This is a genomic window from Mesorhizobium sp. C416B (assembly GCF_030323165.1).
In the GTDB taxonomy this organism is placed as follows: Bacteria; Pseudomonadota; Alphaproteobacteria; order Rhizobiales; family Rhizobiaceae; genus Mesorhizobium.
In genome coordinates this window covers 4,645,001-4,670,868 of record NZ_CP100471.1, presented here as the reverse complement: position 1 = coordinate 4,670,868, position 25,868 = coordinate 4,645,001, and the positions used below count along the sequence as shown (strand labels likewise).

The window sequence follows — 25,868 nt, the reverse complement described above, 5'->3', positions numbered from 1 at the left end:
CCCCCGTCTGCCTGCCGGTAGCTTCTACCCGCGAACAGGGAGAAGGACTCTGGTCGTTCGCTTGCCCTCCAATTGTCGGAGGCCGGCGATGACCCATTCCTTCACCCGTACGCTCGGCATGCGGACGATCCTCACCCTCGTCTTCGCCTTCCTCTACATCCCGATCGCCGTGCTGGTGGCGCTGTCCTTCAACGAAGGCGGATTGCCGACGGCATGGTCGGGCTTTTCGCTGAAATGGTATGCCTCGCTGGCCGGCAATTCCGCAATCCTTTCCGCTGCGCTCAACACGCTGATCGTGGCGTTGCTCTCCACGGCCATCGCCACGCTGCTCGGCACGCTGCTGGCCATCGGCATCGAGATGCGCCGGCAATACGGCAGGGGTCTCGAGGCGCTGATCTTCGCACCGATGATCATCCCCGACATCGTCCTGGCGATCGCTCTGCTGTCGTTCTTCTCCATGCTAAACCTGACCATGGGCCTGCATACCATCATCCTCGCCCATGTCGTCTTCAACCTCGCCTTCGTCTGCTCGGTGGTGCGCGCAAGGCTAAAGAGTTTCGACTGGTCGATCGTCGAGGCCTCCGCCGACCTCGGCGCCTCGGCTCTGACCACCTTCCGGCGTGTGACATTGCCGGTCATCGCGCCGGCAGTGATTGCCGGCGCTCTGCTTGCCTTCACGCTCTCGGTCGACGAGTTCATCATCGCCTTTTTCACCGCCGGTGCCGGCCGCGCCTCGACGACGCTGCCGATGCAGATCTACGCCATGATCCGCTTCGGCATCACGCCGGAGATCAACGCGCTGGCGACCATCGTCATGGCGGTATCCATCACCGCGCTGACCCTGTCGCAGCGGCTCAACCGTGGGATCATCGGCCAATGAGCGAACCGCGCACGCTGCTGGCCATTGATAACGTTTCGAAGAAGTTCGGCCGGGTCACCGCCGTCGACGGCATCTCGCTCGACATCCGCGAAAACGAGTTCTTCGCGCTGCTTGGACCCTCCGGCTGCGGCAAGACCACGCTGCTGCGCATACTGGCCGGCTTCGAGACGCCAACCGGCGGCCGCATACTGCTCGATGGCAAGGACATCGCCCGGACCCCGCCCAACAAGCGGCCGGTCAATCTGATGTTCCAGTCCTACGCGCTGTTCCCGCATATGAGCGTGCGCGCCAATGTCTCCTACGGGTTGGAGATGGAGCGCTTGCCGAAAGCTGAAATCCGTTCCCGCGTCGAGGCCATTCTGGCCACCACCGAGCTTGTCCCCTTCGCCGACCGTAAGCCTGAGCAATTGTCGGGTGGCCAGAAGCAGCGCGTCGCGCTCGCCCGCGCGCTGGTCAAACGGCCTCGGTTGCTGCTGCTCGACGAACCGCTCGGGGCGCTCGACAAGAAACTGCGCGGCGCCATGCAGTTGGAGCTGAAGCGCCTGCAGCACGAAGTCGGCATCACCTTCGTCATCGTCACCCACGACCAGGAAGAGTCACTCGTCATGGCCGACCGCATGGCGGTGCTCAAGGACGGCCAGTTGCTGCAATGCGACGCGCCGCATGCGATCTACGAGCATCCCGCCGACCGTTTCGTCGCCGACTTCATCGGCGTGATGAATTTCGTACCGGGCAAGGTGTCTGCGGATGGCGTGATCGCCGCGAACGGCGCGCGCATTGCCGGCAAGGTTCCCGCCGCGCTTTCACCCGGCGCTTCCGCCGTGGCCTCGGTGCGACCCGAACGCATCCGGCTGTTCCCGTCACCCGAGACCGCCAACCGCACCGCCGGCATGGTCGAGGCGCTGGCCTATCACGGGCTGGACCTGCAGTTGCATATCCGCACGCCTCTGTCGCCAAAACCATTTCTGGTGCGCGTCACCGCCGATGCCGCCGACCGCCGGCCGGTCTCGTCGGGCGATCAGGTCGAACTCGGCTGGGACGCCGCCGATGTCAGAATTTTTCAGGAATAGGAGAGCTTGATGGCGCAGAAGACGATCGCGTTTTTTCCCGAAGCGGCCTACGGCCCGGCGCTCAATTCGGTCGGCATCGCGCAAGCGGTCGAGGCGCGCGGCCATAAGGCAGTGTTCCTGTCCGACCCCGGCTTTGTCGATGTCTACAAGGGTTACGGCTTCGAAGCGCATCCGGTGAACCTGTCGGAGCCGATGCCGCCCGAGCAGATGGCGAAATTCTGGGAAGACTTCATCAACGGCCACATCCCGAACTTCCGCAAATCGCCCTACGATCAGGTCGACAATTACGTGAAGGATTGCTGGACCGCGATCGTCGACAGCGCCAAATGGGCGCAGAAGGATTTGCCGCGAGTCCTGGCCGCCATCAAGCCTGATGTCATTTGCGTCGACAATGTCATCCTGTTTCCGGCCATCAAACAGTTCGGCAAGCCTTGGGTGCGCGTCATCTCCTGCTCGGAAAACGAGATCGAGGATGAGGACATCCCGCCGCATCTCTCCGGTTGCGGCGAGAACGACCATGTGGGCCACCAGCGCTATCGCGATCATTTCAATGCGGTGATCAAGCCCATCCACGACGACTTCAACGCCTTCCTCACCGCAAACAATGAAGCGCCATACCCGGTCGGTCAGTTCTTCGAGACCTCGCCCTATCTCAATCTGCTGCTCTATCCCGAAGCGGCAAAGTTCAAACGCCGCCATCCGCTTGATACGACGAAATTCCAGTATCTCGAAGGCTGCGTGCGGCAGGAAAAGCCATACGCCGTGCCGACCTTCGCCGAGAACAATGACGGGCCGCTGCTCTATGTCTCCTTCGGCAGCCTCGGCGCCGGCGATGTCGATTTGTTGAAGCGCATAATCGCAACACTGGGCAAGACCTGTTACCGCGCGCTGGTCAATGTCGGCGGCTACAAGGACCTGTACACGGATGTGCCGGACAACGTCGTCGTCGAGAGCTGGTTTCCGCAGCCTTCAGTCATCCCGCAGGTCGATGCCGTAATCCACCATGGCGGCAACAACTCGTTCACAGAGTGCCTCTATTTCGGCAAGCCGGCCATCATCATGCCCTATGTCTGGGACGGCCACGACAACGCCACCCGCGTCCAGGAAACCGGCCACGGCTTCGGCATGCCGCGCTATGACTGGAGCGACGCCCAGCTGATCAGCAGGATCGAAGCCTGCCTGACTGACCCCAAGATGAAGATCAGGCTGGCGAAGACCTCGGCGCAGATGCAGGCCCAGAACGGGCCTGAGAAGGCAGCCGGGCTGCTGGAGGCGCTGCTGTGACCTCCTCCGCCCCGCATCTCTACCAAGCCTCCACCCGCACCGACCTCGTCGACTGGGGCGCCCAGTCCGACGCGCTGGACGGCGCGTCGCACTCGACCGGCAGGCTTGTCCACAAAGGACCCAACAACCAGCCGGAATCCGGCATCTGGGTCTGCACGCCCGGCCGCTGGCGGCTCTCGATTCCGCGCGACGAATTGTGCCATTTCGTCGCCGGCCGCGCGACGTACCGGTCGGATGCCGGGGAGGTGGTAGAAGTCGCAGCCGGGACCGTGGTCATGTTCCCTGCCGGCTGGACAGGCGAATGCACCGTGCATGAGACCATGCGCAACGTCTACATGCTGGCTTGAACAGCAACGGAGCTTCCCAATATGCCGACACCGCACTGGCCAAAGGCCTCGACCGTGAAACTGGAGGACTGGGGCGGGGGCAGCAACACGCTTGCCGGCTCGCCGCGCGCCTCGGGCAGGATCCTCTCGCAGAACCCGGACGGCTCAAGCGAATGCGGCCTGTGGTCGTGCACGCCAGGCAGCCGCAAGGTTACCTTTGCCGCCGACGAGTTCTGCCATTTCCTGTCGGGCCGCGGGACCTATGTCCGCGAGAATGGCGAAGAGATCCCGGTCGAGGCCGGCATGCTGGTGTTCTTCCCCGCCGGCTGGGCCGGCACCTCCACCATCACGCAAACACTGACCAAGGCCTTCATGTGCCGCTGAGCACTTTTTTAAAGGAAATCGCCATGACCACGCCCATCATGCAATCTCCGCTTGCCATCACCGACCTCGTCGACTGGGGCGTCATCCCGACCGTGATCGAGGGCGAGTCTCACACCTCGGGCAAGCTGCTCTACAAGGGGCCGGAGGGCCGTTCGGAATGCGGCCTGTGGGTCTGCACCCCCGGCAAATGGCACTGCCATGTCACCCGCGACGAGTTCTGCCACTTCCTCGAGGGCCGCTGCACCTATGTGCACGAATCGGGCGAGGTCATCGAGATCGAGCCGGACACGGCGGCGTTCTTCCCGCAGGACTGGAAAGGCGTCTGCACCGTCCATGAGACCATCAAGAAGGTCTACATGATCCGCTGAGCGGACCTGAAAGGACGACCATGCAATTCTCCGCTGAACGGCCGGCTTTCTTCGTCAATCCGGACTACCGGCCGATGACCGGCACGGCAAAACCGGTGATCGATCCGGCGACGCTGGAGACCGTCGGCTCGATCTCCGCCGCAACGGACGGTGAGGTCGATGCGGTGCTGTGTGCCGCAACCACGGCACAAGCCGCCTGGAAGAAGCTCGATGCCAAGAGCCGGGCAAAGCATCTGCATGCGGTCGCCAACGCCATCGAGGCGGCGGACTTCACGCGCTGCGCAGAGCTGATGGTGCGCGAGATGGGCAAGCCCTATCCCGAAGCGATCGGCGAGATCGCCAATTGCGCGCCGATCTTCCGCTACTATGCCGAGATGGCGCGCGACGACGCCGGCAAGATCGCCGGTACGACGCAGGCCGGGTCGTTCCAGTATGCGCGCTACGAGCCGTATGGCGTCTCCGTGCACATCATGCCTTACAACTTCCCGATCCTGCTGATGTGCTGGACCGTTGCGGCCTCGCTTGCCGCCGGCAATGGCTGCGTCATCAAGCCGGCCGAAGCGACGACGCTGTCGACGCTGGACTACATGACGGTGTTCCGTTCACTGCCGGAAGGGCTGGTCGCCTGCCTGCCTGGCACGGCCGCCACCGCGCAGGCGCTGATCGCCTCCGAACGCATCCACGCTGTCGCCTTCACCGGCTCGGTCGCCGCCGGCAAAGCCGTGGCAGTCGCCTGCGCCGAGCGCATGAAGCCTTGCGTCATCGAAGCCGGCGGCAGCGATCCGCTGATCATCAGCGAGCACGCGCCGCTCGACGTGGCGGCAGCCGGCAGCGTCACCGCCGCCTTCCACCTGACCGGCCAGGTCTGCACCTCGGCCGAACGCTTCTTTGTCGTCGACTCGGTTCACGATCGCTTCGTCGAGCTGTTCGCCGAGAAGACGCGGGCGCTGCGCATCGGCAATGGCATGGACAAGACCGAGATCGGCCCGCTGGTCAGCGAAGCCGCCCGGGCGAAAGTGATGCGGCTGGTCGATGATGCTATCAGCAACGGCGCTATAGCCGTTGCCGGCGGGCGCATTCCGCCGGCGCACAACACTGGCTGGTTCTACGAGCCAACGATCCTGACCGGCGTCACCCCCGATATGGCGATCGTGCGCGAAGAGTGTTTCGGACCGGTCGCCGCGATCTGCCGCGTCAAGGATTTCGACGAGGCGATCCGGCTTGCCAATGACAGCCCGTTCGGCCTCGGCGCCTCGGTGTTCACCACCGACCTCGCCGAGGCGCATGAGGCGGCCGAGCGGCTCGAGGCCGGCATGGTCTGGGTCAACAACCCGCTGATCGACAATGACGCCTTGCCCTTCGGCGGCTGGAAGGCATCAGGCCTTGGCCGCGAGCTGGGACGCCAGGGACTCGACGCCTTCCGACGCTCCAAGATGGTCATCATCGACCACAGACCGGCGATCCAGGACTGGTGGTATCCTTACCCCGACAGCTGGTTCCGCGAGACAGGCGGCCGCAAGCACGTGTGAGTCCGGCCGGTCCAAAACGTAAGCTGATGCTTACGCATCTGCCGAGATAGGCCGGCTATTTCAACGCTTGAAGCTTGTCGATCGCGGCAGTGAATCCGGCAAGCGAGACCGGAATGGTCACCGGCTTGCGCGTCACCGACTCCATGCCGATGTTCAGGTTGGTTCCCGATTTCATCGCCTTGACGAGGTCCGCCGACAAAGGGGTCGCGGCATAGGCGCCGTTCTGGTCGCTGGTCTGGATGGCAATGGTCGTCTTCTGCCCCTGGTCGATCTGGTACGAGGCGCCGGAAGGCAGGAACAGCCCGTGCGGCAAGGCCAGCAGCATGGCGAGGTTGCCATTGCCGTTGTCGCGGCGAACCGTAACGGTAAGAACGCGCTGCCCCGTCTTGGCCTCGGTAAGGTTTTGGGAGACCTGGCATTGAAGCTCGATGCCGGCCGATCCGCTGGCGCAGTTTAGCGCCCACGGATTGCCTTCTGCAGGCTTGGTCTCGGCAGATGTGGTTGACTTCGGCTCTTCGGCAAGCGCCGACCCTGCCGTCACGACCAGCCATAGCGCGCCGACCCAGGCGGCCCGGCCACAAACGGTTCTCAGCAATGAAGCCACCCGATCCTCGTCGTGTCAGGGTTTCGCCGAGCGCGTTGATACAACAGCCGAGCCTGGCGGGGAAGCCAATACGGTACATGAGCTCGGGCTAAATTACTGTTGCTGAATTGTCACAATAAACAACTTTGAAATCTTGTACGTGTAAAGCAAACAATCATGCTCGCTATACACTGGGATTCGGATAGTATTAGCGACGGAGCGTGTACTCGTCGGGGTTCGCAAGGGATGGAGACGACCGAGAAAACTCGGCAGATCAATGACATGGCGACGCACGGAAGAAGCTTCCGGGCGAATAGCAAGTATCGCCGGTCAGGTTTTTCCAGGCATCTCTGGAAGACGACTGCGCTGTCCACTCTGGCACTTGCCCTTTCCGGCATAGCCGCCCATGCCGGCGACACCGGACTGTGGCAGCCGCAGGTCCGCGCCATCATCGGCGCCAACAACAATGGCGGCAACACGGCGATCGAGGGTTTCCTGCCGCTGAAGCAGAACCTCGAATCCGTTCTCTTTCTCGATGTGCGCTCGAAATACGATTTCGACGACGGCTTCGGCCAGGACGTCGGCCTCGGCGTTCGCCGCATCGTCAATCCGGATCTGATGATCGGCGGCTACGCCTATCTCAACATCCAGAACCAGGACAGTCACCAGTTCGTCGCCTCGACGCTCGGCCTCGAGGCCATCACCTCAAAATACGATGCGCACGTAAACGTCTATCTGCCGATCAGCGGCGACCGCAGCACGGCCGGGCAAGAGTCGAGCCTGTCGCTGGTCGGGCATCAACTGATCGAGCAGATATCGGCCATCGCCCACCGCGATTACGCGGCCTGGGGCATCGAGGGCGAGGTCGGCGTTCAGGTGCCGCTCAACCTGCCCGAGAACCATTCACTGCGTTTCGATGTCGGCGCCTACCATTTCGGCGATCCCGACGGCGACGACGGCAGCATCACCGGCGCCAAGGCCGGCCTGGAATATTCGATCGGCGACGTCATCGGCAAAGGCACGTCGCTGACCTTCACCGGCGAGGTGCGCAACGACAACCGCGATGACACCCAGTTCGCCGGCAGCATCCGGCTGACGGTGCCGCTCAACGCTTTCGACAAGGGCTCGTCTTCGTCCGATGACGGCGCCGAGCCGGTCTATCCGGTCAGCCCCGGCCTGCGCAAACGCGTCAACGAGCGCGTGCGTGGCGACATCGGCGTTCGCATCGAGAGCCAGGACAAAGTTACCGGCACGTCGACGCGGGTGGCGATCAATGCCGCCACCAACACGGCATTCGGCCAGTTCTTCTTTGCCGATGGTGACAACGACGCGCTCGGCCTCGGCACGATCGGCGACCCGACCACGCTCGACAATGCGGTCGCCGGCGCCGGCGCGAACGGCGTCGTCGTCGCGCTCGGCGGCAAGGGCAACATTACGACAGCCGGTGTGACGCTCGCCAACGGCCAGACCGTCATCGGCGGTGGCGGGGGCGTCCAGGCGCGGCTCGTCGACGGCAGCATCGGCACCTACAATTTCGGCGGATCCAACGGCACCCTCCAGGGCACCAACCCCGCCAACAACGTCCTGACGCTCGCCAACGGCAACACGCTGAGCGGCATCATCATCACAGGCGGCAAGGACGGCATCTTCGGCAACAACATCACCGGCGCCACGTTGACCAACGTCACGGTCACCGGCACCGGCGGCCACGGCGCCGACTTCACCGGTACATCGACCGGCGTCAATGGCTCGAACTTCACCGCGACCGGCAACGGCCTCGACGGACTGCACATCGAAGGCGACGGCACCTATAACTTCACCGGCACGACGCTGCTGCAGGGCAATGGCGACGACGGCCTGGATATAACCGGCCACGGCACCTACACTTTCGCCACCCTCAACTCGCTCGACAACAACGATGCCGGCATTACCGTGAAGGGCACCGGGGTCGCCGGCTCGATCACCATCACCGGTGGCCAGGTGTCGGGCAACAAGGCACTCGGCGACGACGGCGTCGGTGTCTTCATCGATCCGATCACCGCCCATATCGTGCTGGATTCGATCACCCAGACCGGCGGCGCATCGGGCGTCGTGCTCGAGAATCTTTCGGGCAGCTTCACCGTCAACGGCGCGACGACGATCTCGAACACGACCGGACCGGCCATCGCGATCACGGATTCGCCGGCCGCGATCCGCTTCGGCGACATCAACATCACCGATCCCGGCACCGACGGCATGGTGTTTACCGGCGTCAATGCGTCCGTCATCGCCGGCAACATCATCATCTCCGGGCTCGGCTCCGGCATCGGCCTCGACTTCTCCGGCAGCCAGACTAATTTCACGGCGCAGTCGCTGAACATAAACGGCACCGGCGGCACGACGTCCATCGGGATCGACCTTGTCCAGACCAACGGCGGCACGATCATCATCACCAATGGCGGCACCATCGCCAATGTCGGCACCGGCGTGCGGCTCGGCATTGCCGGCTCGCCAGCCGACACCGCCAACGCCCAATTCACCTTCGGTGGCGGCTCGATCGGCGGCAACCTCGCCTCGCTCGACGCACGCGGCCTCAATTCCGGTTCGGGCCAATACGCATTCGGCACGACGACGTTCAACGGGCCGCAACTGTTCGACCAGACGCAGCTGATCTTTGTCGCCGCAGGCGGCACAGGCGACGGTACCTCGCTTTCGGACCTGGCTTCGATCACCGACGCCGACAACAATACCGACGGCACCGCGATTTTCGTGCTGGTCAATCGCGGTGTCATCGACGACACCGACGGCTTTACGCTCGAAGCGGGGCAGACCCTGGCCTCTTTCGGCAACGGCCGCACCTTCTCGCTCGGCGGCCTGCCGATCAATGTGACCGGCGACAACGTCGATCCCGGCAGCACCATCTCGGATGCGGCCGGTGCCGCAACGCTGACCGCTTCGGGCAGCGGCGACGTCGTCACGCTGGCCAACAATACCTCGCTCCAGGACTTCAACATCTCCGGCGGTACTGCCAACGGCATCCATGGCAGCGGCGTTACCGGCGTCGTGCTGACCGGCATGACCGTGTCGGGGGCCGCCCTCAATGGCGTGCTGTTCGATGGCGCCAACGACGTTTCCGGCAGCAATCTGAGCTCGACCGGTAATGGCGGCGCTGGGCTGTCGATCCAGGGCGACGGCACCTACAATTTCACCGGCACGACGACGGTGTCGGATAATGCCGGCGACGGCTTGCTGATCAACAGCAATGCCATCACCAGCTTCCAGACGCTCAACGCGACCAGCAATGGCGGCAGCGGCGTCCAGGCCACGTCAACTGGCACCGGCTCGCTTTCGATCGACGGCGGTACCGTCAACAACAACACCACATCCGCCTTTACAGCGTCGAATATCGGGCTCGGTGTCACGCTCTCCAACATCGGCCACGTCGGCGGCACAACCGGCGTCAGCCTTTCGGGCGTCAGCGGCAGCGTCAGCGTTACCGGCCCGACGACGATCGGCAGCACCACCGGCGACGGCATCTCGATCAGCGGCAGCACGGCAACGGTCGGCTTCAGCGGCGACGTGCTCATCAGCCAGGTGCTTGGCAATGGCATCGCGCTCAACGGCAACACCGGCGCCGTCAGCTTCGGCTATGCGGAAATCGGTGCGCCGGGCCTCAACGGCATCGATATTGGGGGGAATACCGGGTCAGTCACATTCTCTGGCCCCACCATCGTTGTCATCGGTTCTGCCGATGGCAGCGCGGGCATCAACTTCAGCGGCACAAACAACGACGTCAGTTTCGGTACGACGACGGTGTTGCTCGGCGAAGGGCTGAACCAGACGGGCATTGACTTCAGCGGCTCGTCAACGACAGCCGATTTCGGGCTGACCAGCATTACCGGCACCGGCGACCTGACCTCGCGCGGCATCGACCTGTCGTCGACGACCGGCAACAAGACGATCACCTTCCTGCAGGGCTCCAGGATCGACAATGTCGGCGTCGGTGTCGAATTGTCGTCAGGCGGCACCACGGCCACGTCGGCCAACGCCAACTTCACCTTCGGCGACGGCAATTCCGCCGATGGGCTGGAATCCTTCATCACCGCGGCAACCGGCGGCTACACTGTCAATACGATCGGGCTGGATCCGGCGCTCGGCAACTACGACTTCGACGATGTCTTCTTCACCGGCGATGCCCAACTGGCGGTAACTGTCGGCGGGGTCGTCATGATCTCGCAGACAGGCGGCACTGTTCACGCGGGCACGAACGGGCTGAGCGCCGATGTCACCACCGTGACGGCCGCGCAGGCCGATGCCATGGTCGGCACGCAGACCTACGCCTTTGTCGGCACCGTCGATCTCAGCGCGACGCCGTTCACGCTCGATTCGGGACAGTCGATCACCGGTTTCGGCAACGGCAATTCCATCCTCACCTCCGGTACGTTCCAGCCGGTCAATGTGCAGGGCAATCTCGGCGCCACCGGCGGCAATGTCACCGGCGATGAGGGCGTGGTCAAGAGCACGGGCGACACCCTTCATCTGCTCGGCAGCAATCAGGTGCGCAACACCGCCTTCGACTACAGCGGCGGCAGCGGCTCGGTGTTCGTCATCGACCAGAGCGTGGGTGGCTTCAACAATTCCGGCGGCACCGTTGTCGAAGGCGTCACCGTCAGCAATGTCGCTGCCGGCCAGACGGCGTTCAACGTCGACGGCCTCACCGGCAACCTGTCGATTATCAACAACAATATCAACGTTGCCGGCACGCTGCTCGATGTCGACGGCGGCAACGGCAACATTACGGTCACCCGCGGCAACTTGCCCAACAGCGCGACGCCCGGCACGCTGACCGGTGGCGGCATCGCAATCGCCAACCGCACCGGCGGCTTGGTCAACTTCACGGACAAGGCGACGATCGGCGGCAGCGGCGTATCGCTGACCAACAACACCGGCGCCACAATCACCTTCGCCGATGTCGACATCACCACGGACGCCGCAACGGCGTTCACTGCAACCGGAGGCGGCTCGGTCAACGTCACGACCGGAACGATCAATGCCACCAATGCGGGAGCGGTGGCGCTCGACGGCATTGCGGCCAACATCAATTTCGCCTCGACAAGCGCCAGCTTCAATTCCGGCAGCGGTGTCGACCTGCAGCATCTGACCGGTACGGTCGCGCTCGGCACCGGCACGCTGACCAACACCGGTTCGGGTACAGCCTTCAATGTCGGCTCGGCGGCCGATCAGAGCGGCGGCAATGCAATCATCTCCTATGCTGGCACCATCGCCAGCAACGGCACCGGGGCCGCCGTCTCGATCCAGGAACTGACCGGCGGCTCGGTGACGCTGTCGGGCAATCTGACCGACGGCAACGCAGCCGATGGCGGCCAGATCTTCATCGGTGGCATCGCCAACGGCACGGCGGCGACCGTCACCTTCTCGGGAAGCAGCAAGAAGATAAGCTCTGGCGCGACGACAGCTGTACAGATCGGCTACACGGGCCCCCTCTCCGCCATCGTCCCGTATGACAACACGGACGGCACGATCAACTTCACCAATGGCGGCCTGGATATAACGACAACGACCGGAGAAGGCTTCGGCGCCGCCTTCGGCGGCACCGTCAGCGTCTCCGGCACCGGCAACAAGATCGCCTCCGGCGGCAATGGTCTGTTCATTGTCCTCGCCGACGTCGGCGCCGCCGGCGTCACCTTCGACAGCGTCTCGGCCGTATCGACATCGGACGCTGCCGGCGTCTTGCTGACAGGGTCCAATCTGGCGGGCGACGTCAACATTGGCGGCCTGAAAGATACCGGCTACATGGGCGCCTCGCTGAACGCCCTGCTCGGCGCCGGTGCGGTGAATTTCACCGGCACGACCGATCTCGACGTCAGCTACCGAGGGTTCGATATCGGCGGCCCGCAAGTGGGCACCATAAACATCGCCAACGTCGCCGGCTCCACCCTGACCATCGACGGTGGGGAAGCCGGCATTGTCACGAACGGCCTGCAGGCAGGAATCATCAACGTTGGCGGCAATGGCGGCGTCGCCAGCATCGGCGCGACGACAAGCACCACCGGTGCGGCTATCGCCGTCAGCGGCGGTAACGACCTCATTCACGCCACGCTGAACTACAACGGCTCGATCAAGGTCGACACCGGCATGGTCGTGCAGGCCGTGGCCGACTGGAGCGAGCTCAACATGAGCGGTTCGGTCGTTTCGACTACGGCAGCAACTGGCATTGGTACGGCGGCCTTCGTCTTCACCGGCAACGCCAACGGCGTCTACAATATTTCAAGCATGATCGATCATACCGGCACGGGCATCGGCGTGCGGTTTGACGGATCGTCTAACGGGACGGCCACCTTCTCCGGTGCGTCGAAGATCTTCAACACCAGCAGCGGCACCAACGACGCGATCGTCAAGTTGCCCAGCATCAGCCCGACCCAGGGCATGGGCACGCTCAACTTCACCAATGGCGGCCTGGTCATCACCACCTCGAGCGGCGCCGGCTTCACCGCCAGCACTTTCGGCGCCGGCACGGTCAGCGTCAGCGGCACGGGCAACTCGATAACCACGACGACAGGCACCGCGCTCAACCTCGACAACGCGACGGTCGGCGCCGGCGGCATCAATTTCAGCTCCATCTCGGTCAATGGAGCGGCGACTGGCGTTTCGCTCAACAATGTCAGCGGCGGCACGCTCAATCTCGGCACGGTGAACCTGCAAGGCATCACCTCGACCGGCGTCGACATTTCCGGCACGCTCGGCTCGACGGTAAACTTCGCCAGCCTGACCATCGCCATGCCCGGCGACAATTCGACCGGCATCACCTTCGCCGATGCCGTCGTCAACAGCATCTTCACGACTGGCGGTTTCACGCTCACCAGTGCTTCCTCGACCGGCACCACCGCCGTCAACCTGTCCAACACCACCGGCACCGGCACCATCCAGCTCGGCGATCCGAACACGGCCGGCGCATCCTCCACCATCGGCGGCGCCGGCGCCGGACCCGGCATCGGCTTCCAGTTCACCCCGACGACGGCGATCAACTTGATCTATGGCGACGGCGAAAGCGCGGTCGACAAGCTGTCGACGGTCAAGGCAATCGACATCCTCAATTCCACCGGCGTTTTCCCGGTCGGCGGCACCTATAATTTCCAGGATGTCGACGGCGCAAATGGCGGCTTCATCGGCGACCTCTCCGAGGCCCAGGGACCGACCACCTATTATGTCGATCAGGAAGGCGACGGCGACGGCACCGCCGCCAATCCGGGCTCGATTGCCGGCGCGGAAGCGTCGGGCGCCTCGGTTGTCATCCTTGTCGACACGTCGCAGAACGGCACCAGCAACCTCATCGACATGATGCAGGCTCAGCAGAATGGCGGCGGCAACAACACGCTCAACCTTGCCGATGGCCAGATCCTGATCGGTCTCAAGGCCGGCGATTCCATCGATACCGCGCCGCTGGGCGCCGTCGGCGGCGGCCTCGGCGGCAACTTCAGCTTCAGCGGCATCAATGCCTCGACCGTCATCACGGCAGCGTCCAATGTTGACAGCGTGCTGGCGACGCTGACGACCGCGAACGGCAACACCATCGATTTCTCCGGCAAGGCCGGCATCGAAAATGTCATCGTGCAGAACACCGGTGCGGGCCTTGGCATCTCCGGCACCAACATCACCGATCTTATCCTGCGCCGCGCCACGATCGCCGGCGGCACCGGTGGCGCCCTGTCGCTTACCGACGGCGCCGCTGCCAGCCAGATCGCACTGTCGAACCTGATCCTGTCGGCAACCGGCGGCGACATTGCCAAGGTTGACGGCACGGTCGGCGCCGGGCTGATGAAGGTCAGCGCCTTCTCCGACATCACGCTTCTGGGCAACAATGGCGAAACCGGCGGCTTTGGGGTGAGCGGTGTAACCTTCGATGCCGTTCCAGCGACTGTCGGCATCGACCAGGTCGACGGCGGCGCCTTCGTCGCCGGCACAAGCACCAATGGCGTCGGCGGTTATGGCCTGACGCTATCCGGTGTATCCGGCGATATCCAGTTCGACAGCATCACCGCCTACGGTGGCGTCAACGGCATCGCCTTCAATGGCGTTGACGCCACCGTGACGGTCAGCGGCGCCACCACCATCACCGGCACCAGCAGCTTCGGCATAGACGTCACCGGCGCCAACACCGGTACGTTCACCTTCGGCGCGGTGACGGTCAACAACACCGCCACGGCCGGCGACGGCATCCATGTGGTATCAGGCACGGTCAACGTCACCGGCCTCGCCAACATCGATACGACGAGCGGCGTCGGCCTGTCGCAGAGCGGCGGCACGACAAGCTTCACCGGCGGTGTGACCATCGACACCACGACCGGCACGGCCATCGTGGGCACCGGCGGCACGATGGGCATCACCGCTTCCGCTGCAGCCCAGACGGTAAATTCGACCAGCGGTCAGTCGATCAGCCTCACCAACGTCGCCGCCACCATTGCGCTTGACTCGACCTCGTCGGGCGGCGGCACCAACAATGTTGGCCTGGCCAATGTCACCGGAACAGTCAGCCTCGGATCCGGCGCATTGAGCGGCGCTTCGGGCGTCGCATTCCTGGTCAATGGCGGCGCTGCGACCGTCAGCTATGGCGGCTCCGTCACCAAGACCACCGCCGGCAAGATCGTCGACATCTCCGGCGTCACCGGCGGTTCGGTCACACTGTCCGGCGCGCTCAGCGCCACCGGCGGTTTCGACAATGGTATCTATGTCCACGGCAACTCCGGCGGGACCATCACTCTCAGCGGTGGCACGAAGACGCTGACCACTGGCGCCAATACGGCGGTCGACTTGACGACCAACACCGGCGCGACGATCAACTTCGATACGGGTGGCCTGGTGATTACCACCACCTCCGGCACGGGCTTCAACGCCAGCGGCGGTGGCACGGTCAGCGTCGGCGCGCTCCTCAGCGACTACAGCATCACCACGACGGCCGGCGGCACCGCGTTGAACCTCAATGGCGTTACGATTGGCGCTGCGGGCATGAATTTCGACAGTGTTTCGGCCACTGCCGCCGCAACCGGCATCTCGCTGACCAATATCGCCTCGTCCGGCGGCGGGGCCATCATTCTCGGCACGGTCAACCTGCAAGGCATCACCACGCGTGGTGTCGATGTTTCCGGCACGCTTGGCGCGGCGCTGTCCTTCAACGATCTCGACATCGGCCTGAACAGCACCACGGGCGTGGCCTTCGACCTCAACGGTGCCACCATCAATGCGGCGGTGACGGCCAATGACTTCGATGTCACCAATGCCGCCGCCGCCGGCACCTCGATAGGCGTCGACCTGCGTGGCACCACTGGCGGCCAGACGGTACGCCTCGGCGATGCCGTTGTCGGCGGCGCCAGCTCCAGCATTGCCGGCGTCAACACCGGCGTGTTCCTCAACAGCGCCACCAACCTCGCTTTCACCTATGGCGACGGCGAATCGGCGACCGACCAGCTCTCGACCATCGGCGCCAATGTAGGCATCGACGCATCCAGTGCGCCGGTTGCCGGCACCTACAATTTCCAGGATGTGAACTTCCAGTCGGCTCCCGGCCTGGGCTTCGGAGTCGGCAAGGCCTATTTCGTCGGCGCGTCCGCGACCGGTGACGGCAGCGGTCGCGACCAGAACAATCTCGCGACGCTGGCCACCGCCGAAGCAGCAGCCGTGGCGACGGACATTCTGGTTCTCGTCAACGATGGCGGCACCATCACCGCGGCAGGCAGCAATGGCAACGACACGCTGGCTCTCGCCACCGGCGAGCAGGTGCGCGGCTTCGGCAACGGCAACATCAATCTGGCGCTGACGGTGCCCTCCACCATCCAGCTCGCCAGCAACAGCATCTCGATCATCGACCAGACGCCCAATGGCGCCGCGACGCTGACGACGAGCGCCGGCAACAATGTCATCACGCTCGGCGCCAGCGGCAACATCATCGACGGCTTCATCCTGAATGGCAGCCCGGCGGGTGCCGCGCGTGGCGTCAAGGACAATGGCGCGGGTGCTGCGAATACCGTCATCAGCAACATGACCATCAGCAATTTCGCCACGCAGGGTATCGAGATCACGCCGTCAAACAGCACGACGATCAACAACGTTACTTTCTCCGGCAACGCCAGCGATGTGTGGCTGAACGCGTCCAACACCACCATCACCAACGTCACCAGCACCGGCGCCACCGGCATTGCTTTCAAACTCGACAACACCACCGGCACGACGACGCTGACCAACGTCAACATCACCACGGCGGCGACCGGAACCGGCATCGCCTTCGGTGGCGCGTCGGGCGCTGGCGGCACGATTGCCGGTACCAATGTCGACATATCGGGCGGCAGCGGCCTTTCGGTGACCGGCGGCAACGCGGTGATCAGCTTCGACGGCGCCAGCTCTATCATCAGCACGTCGGGCGCGGCGGCCACGATCTCGACCCGCGCTGGCGGCAGTTTCACCTTCGCCGGCTCGGTGATCGCCAATGGCGCTGCCAGCGGCATTAGTATTTCCGGCGCGACGGCGGCCAATACGGTGAGCTTCACCGGTACGGTCGATCTCGGCACCACGACGCCGATGACCGGCACCGCAGTCGCAATCAACAACGGCGCCACGGCCTCGACCGTCAGCTTCGCAAACCTCGACATCGTCACCAACGGCACCACCGGATTCAGCGCCATCAATGGCGGCACGGTCAATGTGACGACCGGCACGGTGAGCTCCACTTCCGCGCAGGCGGTCAACCTCAACGGCATCGCCACCACCACCGGCATCAATTTCACCTCGACCAATTCGACCGGCGGAACCAACAACGTGTCGCTGACCAATGTCACCGGCGCCGGCACTGTCAGCCTCGGCTCCGGTGCGCTCGGCGGCGCGACCGGCGCGGCCTTCCTGGTCACCGGCGGCTCGGCCAATGTCAGCTATGCCGGCTCGGTCACCAAGACCACGGCCGGAAACGTCGTCAGCATCTCCACCCGCACCGCCGGCACCACGACATTGTCGGGCACTCTCAGCGCCACCGGCGGCGTGGCCAACGGGATCCTCGTCAACGCCAACACCGGCGGCACGATCAACTTCTCCGGCGCCAGCAAGATACTGACCACCGGAGCCAACAATGCCGTCGACCTGACGGCGAACACCAACACCGCGGTCAACTTCACCGGCGGCGGCCTAGCCATCACCACCACCTCCGGCACCGGCTTCAACGCCACGAGCAACGGTACTGGCACCGTGACCGTTATCGGCTCGGGCAACACGATTTCGACCGGCAGCGGCGTCGCGGTCAACCTTGACAGCGTTGCTATCGCGGCGGGCGGCGTGACCTTCGCTTCCACAAACAAAGGCGCCGGCGGCACCAGCGCCGTCATCCTCGATTCCGTCACCGGTTCGGGAGCGATCGACCTCGGCACCGGCGCGCTGGTGGGCGGAACAAGCGCCGTGATCCGTATCGGCGATGGCCTAGGCACCGCCAACAGCGGCGGCACGGCGGCGTTCACCTATGCCGGCGCGATCACCAGCGGCAGCACCGGCCAGGCGGTCAACATCCAGGATCGCGCCCTGACCGCCGGCAACATCACCCTGTCGGGCAACATCACGCATAATGCGGCGGGCCAGATCGGCATCCTGCTGGACGACAATGTCGCCGGCATCATCACCTTCTCCGGCGCGTCGAAATCGATCACCTCGACCACGGCGGCTGGCGTCAGCCTGAGCGACAATGCCGGCGCGACGATCAACTTCACCAATGGCGGGCTGGTCATCGCCACGACCAGCGGCGCCGGTTTCAGCGCCACCGGCCCCGGTCCGGCAGCCACCACCGGCGGCACGATGACGGTGCAGGGCACCGGCAACACCATCGTGTCCGGCACGGGCACGGCCCTTAATGTCGCCAACACGACGATCGGCGCCGGCGACGTGACGTTCAGGAGCATTGCGTCCAATGGTGCAGCCAACGGCATCGTGCTCAACAACACCGGCACCAGCGGCAATCTGGTGGTGACCGGCACCGGCGCGACGGGGGGCAGCGGCGGCACGATCCAGAACTCGACCGGCGATGGCGTCAGCCTGACCGACACTCAGGATGTCAGCCTGAGCAACATGATTATCAGCGACAATGCGGGCAACGGCATAAAGGGCCTGCGCGTCAACGGTGTGGTGCTCAACGGTCTGACCCTGAACAGCAATGCCGATGCCAACACCGAGTCCGGAATCCTGTTCAACGAACTTACCGGCAACGCCTCGCACGTCGCCACGTTCACCAACCTCACGGTCTCCAACTCATTCACCCATAACGTGCAGGTCATCAATTCCGGCGGCACGTTGGCGAACCTGGTGGTGAGCGGCGGCACGTTCTCGAACAACGGCGCCTCAAACAATGCCGGCAGCGACTTCATCTTCGAGGCGGACGGCGCCGGTGTCGCCGGCGCGCCGACGATGACGCTGACCGTCGACGGCGCAACCTTCACCGGCAACAACGCCTATCCCGGACCGGGAGTCATCCCTGGAACCGGTCTGTTCGTCATTGCCAATGACGGCACCGTCAACGCTCACATCGGCGAGACCACGGGAAATCTATTCAACAATCTGAACAACGGCATCAACCTTACCCAGAGCAGCAATTCCGGCGCCGGCACGGGCGGCAATCTGAATTTCACCGTCCGGAACAACACCGTCACCAACAGCGACTCGACGGCCATCAACGTGTTCAGCAGCGGCGACCTCGCACGGACGCTTGACGGCACAATCGCCAACAACGTCATCGGTACGCAAGGCGTAGCAACCTCGGGATCGCGAACCGGCAACGGCATCAGGGTTGGGCATGAAAGCCTCGGCGTCGCCAAGGTGCTGATCGACAACAACATTATCCAGAGCATCGGCGTCAACGGCATAAGCGGTGGCGACAGCGTCTCGATCACGCAGCTCGTGCAGCCGGGCACCGTGCACGCGACGGTCACCAACAACACCATTCGCGACAATGCCGACAGCCGCGGCATCACGGTCACCGCCACATTTGCCGGCGCTATCATCAATGCCGACGTTCATGCCAACACCATCACCAACGTCAACAACGCCAATGCCATCCGCTTCCTCGCGGACGGCCTCGGCGGCGCCGACGGCACGATCAACGTACCGCAGGCGAGCGAGGCCGGTATCGAAACCGTCAATGGCGGGGCAACGGCACTGACGGACACCCGGACGTTCTTCAACCAGCCGCTGCCACTGCTGCCTGCCGCGACACCGTAGTCAGCAACCTTGGATTTCGTCCTAGGAAATATATTTTATGAATTTGATATCGACTTGTTGTCTTACTTAGGCATAATACAAGAATTCAGACAGTAAGCGGCCAACGGAGGGAACGGGGATGAGTGAGCCTTATTTAGGTGAAGTCAAGATCATTTCCTGGAACTATGCACCGCGCGGCTGGGCATTTTGTAACGGCCAGTTGTTGCCGCTTAACCAGAACCAGCCATTGTTCTCACTTCTTGGCACCAGGTACGGCGGCAACGGCCAGACAAATTTTGCCCTTCCGGATATGAGGGGACGTGCGCCGGTTCATACGGGCGGCCCTATTGGTGCAATTGTCGGCGGCCAGGGCGGCGAAGAGTTTCACACGCTCACGCTCGGCGAAATGCCGACACACAACCATTTCGTCAACGCATCGAACACTGCCGGCAACGTCAACAATCCATCCGGCGCGCTGTTGGGGGCGAACGCCAGCCCGATCTATCAGCCGCCTGGCAGCGCGGTGGCTATGGCGAAGGAAAACATCACTTTCGTCGGTGGCGGCCAGCCGCATGAGAACAGATCGCCCTATCTCGTCTTGAATTTCATCATTGCCCTGCAAGGCATATTCCCGTCGCGAAATTAAGAGGACGCTTCGATGAGCCAACCTTTTGTCGGCGAGATCAGGATGTTCGGTGGCAATTTCCCTCCGAATGGCTGGGCGTTCTGCCAAGGCCAGTTGATGCCGATCTCCGAGAACGAAACCTTGTTCAATCTGATCGGTACGACCTATGGCGGCGACGGGGAGGAAACATTCGCCCTGCCCAACCTCGCATCCCGCATCCCCGTCCATGCTGGCAAGGGCCCGCTGGTCAGCCAGACCTATATCATCGGAGAACTGGGCGGGGTCGAATCCGTCACTGTTTCAACCCAACAAATGCCGAACCATTCCCATACCTGGACCGGTTCGTCGAATATCGCCAAGAATCCGGGTCCGTCCGGCGGTGTCCTGGCGACATCGAGCCTGCTGACGCCCTATGTGGGTATCGCACCTGATGGCAACATGGCCGCCGGAGCCATTTCGCCGGCCGGCGGCAGCCAGCCTCACGACAATATGGTGCCGTTCCTCGCCGTCAGTTTCATCATCTCGCTATTTGGCATCTTCCCCCAGCAAAGCTAGAGACTTGCCATGACCAATCCGTTCGTCGCCGAAATTCGAATTTTTGCCGGAGATTTCGCCCCGACGGGGTGGGCGACCTGCGATGGCCAGCTCCTGCCAATCTCGCAGAATACGGCGCTGTTTTCGCTGCTGGGCACAGTTTACGGCGGCGACGGCAAGTCGACCTTCGCGTTGCCGAATATGGCTGGCTCCGCGCCCATGGGGCAAGGACAGGGCAATGGCTTGTCGGAGCGGTTTCTCGGCGAGACGGGTGGCGAAACGTCCATCACCCTTCTGCAAACGGAAATGCCGCAACATAATCATTTTGTCGCGATATCCACCGAGAGTGGCGCCCAGGGAACTCTTACCGATGCGGTTGTTCTGGGGAAATCGGGGGGCGGAACGCTGTATCAGAACAACACTTCGCAAAATCTGGTCCAGATGGACCCCCAGGCACTGAGCATGACGGGCAGTACGTTGCCTCACAACAACCTGCCTCCCTATCTGGCGATGACGTTCATCATTGCTATGCAAGGCGTTTATCCGGCGCGTCCGTAAGCGCCACTCCATGATCCAGCTTCCGATTGTGGACAACGGGCCTGTTATATTTTGCTGGGTGCGCGCGGCGCGGATTGATCTGACGTTCCGCCCGATGGCGGACACCGATCTGCCGTTCCTGTCGGCGCTCTACGCCTCGACCCGCACCGAAGAACTTGCCGTCACGCCGTGGAGCGACGCGCAGAAAACGGCGTTCCTCGACATGCAGTTTCAAGCGCAGCACGCGCATTACCAGAAATACTATCCCAACGCCGACTGGCTGGTGATCGAGCAGGCAAGGCAAGATATCGGTCGCCTGTATATCGAGCGCTCGGCGAGCGAGCATTGCATCATAGATATCGCCTTCCTGCCGGCGCATCGCGGCAAGGGGTCTGGCGGTGCGTTGCTCGCCGATCTCATCGATGAGGCCGCCGCCGTCGGCAAGTCGGTCTCGATCCATGTCGAGAAGAACAATCCAGCGCGGCGGCTCTACAAGCGCCTCGGCTTCACCGTTGCCGAGGACAAGGGCGTCTACGACCTGATGATCCGTTCGCCGTAAGGGCCGTGCCGGTCGTCACGTGCCGCGATACCAGGAGACGATGGTGAAACGTTCGTTGCACGTGACCGGGGTGACTTCATGCGTCGTTTCCGAGCGAAAGGCGACGAGAGAGCCCGGCAATGCCGGCATGGCAATGCGCAGGTCCGGGCCGCTGTAAGGCCCATGCAGGACCAGCGAGCCGCCTGCATAGCTTTCTGGCGAAGGGTTGTCCGATTGACGGTTGAGAAAGATCACCACCGAGATCTTTCGGAACCGCGACTCGTCGTGAATGAGCGGCGTGTTGCCATCCTGGTGCGGCACAAAGAAATCGCCTTGCCGATAGTGAAGGAACTGAGGTTTCTCGACCTGGCCGAGCAGCAGCCCGAAATGCCGCTCCAGAGCCGCCTTCTGCTGCGCCAACAGGGCACTCACTCGCTCTTCAGTGGCCTGCGAAACATCGGCGCGCACGGTCTTTCGGATCTCCGGCCATGCCATCTTCTGGTCGGCACGCCCCAGCAGGCCGGCCGGACGGCCCAAGGCCGCCCGAATTTCCGCGCACAGTGCGCTACACGCCGCTCCGTCAAATACGTCCGCAATCTCGATATAGTCGATCATATGTCGAGCCGCCGCGCTGCCAAATCGCCCTGATGGCCGGAGCGTCCCCGTGGCCGATCCGGTCGAAAAAATCAGTTGAATACCGCCTCGTAAAGCCGCCCTGCCTCATCGGCAGCGATCGGCACGATGAAGATCTCATGGGCGCCGCTTTTGCCGTTGAACCGATAGATAGCCTGCGGCAGCGCCGCGTCGCGCGGCCCCCTGAACAGCAGCGTGAAGCCACCGCCGTCGCGCGGGCTGTTGGCAATGGGCTGCACCGCGCTCAGTTCCATCGTGAGCGTCTGACCGCCGGCTTCGACGGAAAAGCTCTGCCCCTGCTCGAAATCCGAAAGCGATGCCATGCGCCTGCCCTGGTTCGTCTGTCTTTCAGACGGCTCTCTTGAGATGTCTATCCCGTCAGCCAATCTCGCCGCTTCATGGCGTGCTGTCTATAGAGCTCGATCTCCAGAAGTACAAAAGAGCACGATCAAACAAACAGATAGATTTATCTTGGCCACGTAGGGTGAAGCAGCCGTCAACGCGTTGCGCACCGGCAGCCACTGGCCTAAACCGGAATGGTATAAGAGGAGAACACTAGGGATGACTGACGCGAAAACAGACACGGCCCCGGCCGGAAGCACCGCGACCAACACGCTGCCGCTGTTCTACAAAAAACCCGAGGCGCTCAATCCGCTGCGGCACGGCTCACTCGGCCTTACGGCGCGGGCCGATTTCTCCTTTGCCCGCACCGCGTACGCCATCCCCGTCGTCGCATCGGAAATGCCGGCGGCGATGCGCTCCTATCCGATCGTTTTCATTGGCGACGCCAAGGCGCCTGTCATCATCACCGGTCTGCGCCAGGACCAGAACCTGTTCGTAGGCGCCGACGGCAAATGGGCGGAGCCGCATTACATTCCCGCCTATGTCCGCCGTTACCCCTTCATCCTCGCCGATGAATCGAAAACGACCGGCCGCCTGACGTTGTGCATCGACCGTGCCAGCGAACGCGTCGTCGAGCAGATGCCTTCGTCCAAGGACAGCGACGAGATCGCGCCCTTCTTCGACGGCAACGAGCCGGCCGAGGCCTCGAAGCAGGCGCTCGCCTTCTGCAGCCAGTTCCAGACCGACTTCAATGCGACTCGCGCCATGATCGACAAGATCGACGCGCACGGCCTGTTCGCGCCGCGGCAGAGCAAGGTGACGCTGGAGGGCGGCGAGACCCTCAACCTCACCGACTTTCAGGTGATCGACGAGCCGGCCTTCAACAAATTGAGCGACGAGGCGTTTCTCGATCTCAGGAAATCCGGCGCGCTTGCGCTGCTCTATTGCCATCTCGCCTCGAGCAACAGCTGGACCTCGCTGGTCTTCCAGGCGTCATTGCGGCGAGCTGGCTGACGCGGCCCGCGACGAAAAGCTTCGGCAAGGCGCGGGTTGTTTAAATCAACGGTTCGCGCCTTCGTACGACGATCTCTCCGCCGCTCGAATCATGCTGTTGTCGTGCAGATCGCTTGCCATGACGGGCTGGCGAACTCCCAATGCTCGACGTGTAGCTCTCGCCGAAATGCGCCGAGGCGGCATCACCCCCCGGTTCGCGGACCTGTCAATAAAGTCGAGCACGCCAGCCTTGCTGCCCTCCTCGATCGTTGAATATCCGGTCGCGGCCATCGATCACGGTCCGAACGCAAAAAGCCCGCGTGAAGCGGGCTTTTTTTGTTGGTTGCGGGGACAGGATTTGAACCTGTGACCTTCAGGTTATGAGCCTGACGAGCTACCGGGCTGCTCCACCCCGCGTCACCTCCAGGGCAAGCTCTTGCTTGCTCCGGACTCTCCAGGGCAAGCTCTTGCCTGCTCCGGATCTGAAGCAAGCGTTTGCTTGCTTATCTGGACGTAAGCCTGGGCCTATGAACAGGATGGCTTACAGATAGGTATATGGCTGACCAAATGAAAGGGCCGCTTGCGCGGCCCGTGATCCCTTGGCGGGCCTTTTCGTAGAGAGAAGATTTCAGTTTCATCCGGTTTGCGGATGAGAGTTCAACGTGCGTTTTGCAGACCTGGCAGCGACCTACTCTCCCGCGTCTTGAGACGAAGTACCATCAGCGCTGGAGCGTTTCACGGCCGAGTTCGGAATGGGATCGGGTGCAGCCGCTCCGCCATAACCACCAGGTCGGCAAAACGCACGTTATATCGAGAAGCTGTTTTTTCGTGCCAAGGCGACGTTTGTGTCTAGCTAACGGACAAGTCCGCAAGCGCGACTGCGCGTCGCCGGTTTTCCGGCGCCCTCGCGGAGCATAGGCCCTGTTAAGGGCCGCTCATGCGTGAGCGCTGGTCAGATCATCGTGTTCACGATGAGCATAAGGAATGAGAACGATCAAGCCGATCGAACTATTAGTACCGGTAAGCTTCAAGCGTTGCCGCTCTTCCACACCCGGCCTATCAACGTGGTCGTCTTCCACGGTTCTCAGGGAATACTCGTTTTAAGGTGGGTTTCCCGCTTAGATGCCTTCAGCGGTTATCCCGTCCGGATATAGCTACCCTGCTATGCGGCTGGCGCCACAACAGGTCCACCAGAGATCCGTCCATCCCGGTCCTCTCGTACTAGGGACAGATCCTTTCAATATTCCTACACCCACGGCAGATAGGGACCGAACTGTCTCACGACGTTCTGAACCCAACTCACGTACCGCTTTAAATGGCGAACAGCCATACCCTTGGGACCTGCTCCAGCCCCAGGATGCGATGAGTCGACATCGAGGTGCCAAACAACCCCGTCGATATGGACTCTTGGGGGTCATCAGCCTGTTATCCCCGGCGTACCTTTTATCCGTTGAGCGATGGCCCTTCCACGCGGGACCACCGGATCACTATGACCGACTTTCGTCTCTGCTCGACTTGTCAGTCTCGCAGTCAGGCAGGCTTATGCCATTGCACTCAGCGAACGATTTCCGACCGTTCTGAGCCCACCATCGCGCGCCTCCGTTACTCTTTAGGAGGCGACCGCCCCAGTCAAACTACCCACCATACATTGTCCCGGACCCGGATAACGGGCCGCGGTTAGACATCCATAGTAATAAGGGTGGTATTTCAAGGGTGGCTCCACCTGAGCTGGCGCCCAGGTTTCAAAGCCTACCACCTATCCTACACATGCCACTACGAATGCCAATGTAAAGCTATAGTAAAGGTGCACGGGGTCTTTCCGTCTAACCGCAGGAACCCCGCATCTTCACGGGGAATTCAATTTCACTGAGTCTATGCTGGAGACAGCGGGGAAGTCGTTACGCCATTCGTGCAGGTCGGAACTTACCCGACAAGGAATTTCGCTACCTTAGGACCGTTATAGTTACGGCCGCCGTTTACTGGGGCTTCGATTCAGAGCTTGCACCCCTCCTCTTAACCTTCCA

Annotated in this window: 16 protein-coding genes, 1 tRNA gene and 2 rRNA genes (1 of these 19 cut by a window edge); 13 read left to right on the top strand and 6 right to left on the bottom strand. The window is 62.7% G+C overall.

What is annotated here, in order from left to right:
- The first annotated feature begins 88 nt into the window (after window positions 1-88).
- The 7 genes from NLY43_RS22795 to NLY43_RS22765 are packed head-to-tail and all read left to right on the top strand — an operon-like array spanning window position 89 to window position 5,841.
- Window positions 89-880, top strand: a complete 792-nt coding sequence (locus tag NLY43_RS22795; RefSeq protein ID WP_023712267.1) for an ABC transporter permease — start codon at window positions 89-91, stop codon at window positions 878-880.
- On the top strand, window positions 877-1,950 hold the full coding sequence (locus tag NLY43_RS22790; RefSeq protein ID WP_023712266.1) for an ABC transporter ATP-binding protein: 1,074 nt from the start codon (window positions 877-879) through the stop codon (window positions 1,948-1,950). Before NLY43_RS22795 ends, NLY43_RS22790 begins: the two co-directional genes overlap by 4 nt.
- A 9-nt stretch (window positions 1,951-1,959) precedes the next feature.
- A complete protein-coding gene (locus NLY43_RS22785; RefSeq protein ID WP_023712265.1) occupies window positions 1,960-3,234 on the top strand; it encodes a glycosyltransferase in 1,275 nt (424 codons plus the stop codon).
- A complete protein-coding gene (locus NLY43_RS22780; protein WP_023672949.1) occupies window positions 3,231-3,581 on the top strand; it encodes a cupin domain-containing protein in 351 nt (116 codons plus the stop codon). Before NLY43_RS22785 ends, NLY43_RS22780 begins: the two co-directional genes overlap by 4 nt.
- A gap of 21 nt (window positions 3,582-3,602) precedes the next feature.
- Window positions 3,603-3,944 (top strand): cupin domain-containing protein, encoded by a 342-nt coding sequence (locus NLY43_RS22775; RefSeq protein ID WP_023672950.1) that lies wholly within the window; start codon window positions 3,603-3,605, stop codon window positions 3,942-3,944.
- Between the two features lie 23 nt (window positions 3,945-3,967).
- Window positions 3,968-4,312, top strand: a complete 345-nt coding sequence (locus NLY43_RS22770) for a cupin domain-containing protein (protein WP_023712264.1) — start codon at window positions 3,968-3,970, stop codon at window positions 4,310-4,312.
- Window positions 4,313-4,332: 20 nt separating this feature from the next.
- Window positions 4,333-5,841, top strand: a complete 1,509-nt coding sequence (locus NLY43_RS22765) for an aldehyde dehydrogenase family protein (RefSeq protein ID WP_023712263.1) — start codon at window positions 4,333-4,335, stop codon at window positions 5,839-5,841.
- 55 nt (window positions 5,842-5,896) lie between these two features.
- Here NLY43_RS22765 and NLY43_RS22760 read toward each other — a convergent pair whose 3' ends face one another.
- Entirely contained in the window at window positions 5,897-6,445 is a 549-nt protein-coding gene (locus NLY43_RS22760) for an invasion associated locus B family protein (protein WP_031196023.1), read from the bottom strand.
- Window positions 6,446-6,706: 261 nt separating this feature from the next.
- Here NLY43_RS22760 and NLY43_RS22755 point away from each other — a divergent pair, with 261 nt between their 5' ends.
- The 5 genes from NLY43_RS22755 to NLY43_RS22735 all read left to right on the top strand — a co-directional run bounded on the left by NLY43_RS22755 (window position 6,707) and on the right by NLY43_RS22735 (window position 21,897).
- Window positions 6,707-19,663, top strand: coding sequence for an inverse autotransporter beta domain-containing protein (locus NLY43_RS22755; RefSeq protein WP_156936201.1), 12,957 nt, complete (start codon window positions 6,707-6,709; stop codon window positions 19,661-19,663).
- A gap of 118 nt (window positions 19,664-19,781) precedes the next feature.
- On the top strand, window positions 19,782-20,288 hold the full coding sequence (locus NLY43_RS22750; protein WP_023672955.1) for a phage tail protein: 507 nt from the start codon (window positions 19,782-19,784) through the stop codon (window positions 20,286-20,288).
- A gap of 12 nt (window positions 20,289-20,300) precedes the next feature.
- On the top strand, window positions 20,301-20,822 hold the full coding sequence (locus NLY43_RS22745) for a phage tail protein (protein WP_023672956.1): 522 nt from the start codon (window positions 20,301-20,303) through the stop codon (window positions 20,820-20,822).
- Between the two features lie 9 nt (window positions 20,823-20,831).
- Window positions 20,832-21,359, top strand: a complete 528-nt coding sequence (locus NLY43_RS22740) for a phage tail protein (protein WP_023672957.1) — start codon at window positions 20,832-20,834, stop codon at window positions 21,357-21,359.
- A 10-nt stretch (window positions 21,360-21,369) separates the two neighbouring features.
- The gene (locus NLY43_RS22735) at window positions 21,370-21,897 is read left to right on the top strand and encodes a GNAT family N-acetyltransferase (protein WP_023712261.1); all 528 of its coding nucleotides are present in this window, start codon (window positions 21,370-21,372) and stop codon (window positions 21,895-21,897) included.
- Between the two features lie 15 nt (window positions 21,898-21,912).
- Here the strand turns inward: NLY43_RS22735 and NLY43_RS22730 are convergent, their stop codons facing one another.
- Window positions 21,913-22,491, bottom strand: coding sequence for a 2OG-Fe(II) oxygenase (locus tag NLY43_RS22730; protein WP_023672959.1), 579 nt, complete (start codon window positions 22,489-22,491; stop codon window positions 21,913-21,915).
- Between the two features lie 71 nt (window positions 22,492-22,562).
- A complete protein-coding gene (locus NLY43_RS22725; RefSeq protein ID WP_023672960.1) occupies window positions 22,563-22,832 on the bottom strand; it encodes a DUF6916 family protein in 270 nt (89 codons plus the stop codon).
- A 238-nt stretch (window positions 22,833-23,070) separates the two neighbouring features.
- Between NLY43_RS22725 and NLY43_RS22720 the strand changes: the two genes are divergently transcribed.
- Entirely contained in the window at window positions 23,071-23,865 is a 795-nt protein-coding gene (locus NLY43_RS22720) for a SapC family protein (RefSeq protein WP_023712260.1), read from the top strand.
- Between the two features lie 319 nt (window positions 23,866-24,184).
- Here the strand turns inward: NLY43_RS22720 and NLY43_RS22715 are convergent.
- The 3 genes from NLY43_RS22715 to NLY43_RS22705 form a co-directional block, all read right to left on the bottom strand.
- Window positions 24,185-24,261: transfer RNA gene (locus NLY43_RS22715), tRNA-Met, on the bottom strand.
- Window positions 24,262-24,519: 258 nt separating this feature from the next.
- A 5S ribosomal RNA gene (gene rrf, locus NLY43_RS22710) occupies window positions 24,520-24,634 on the bottom strand.
- Between the two features lie 200 nt (window positions 24,635-24,834).
- A 23S ribosomal RNA gene (locus tag NLY43_RS22705) occupies window positions 24,835-25,868 on the bottom strand; it runs 1,768 nt beyond the window's last position.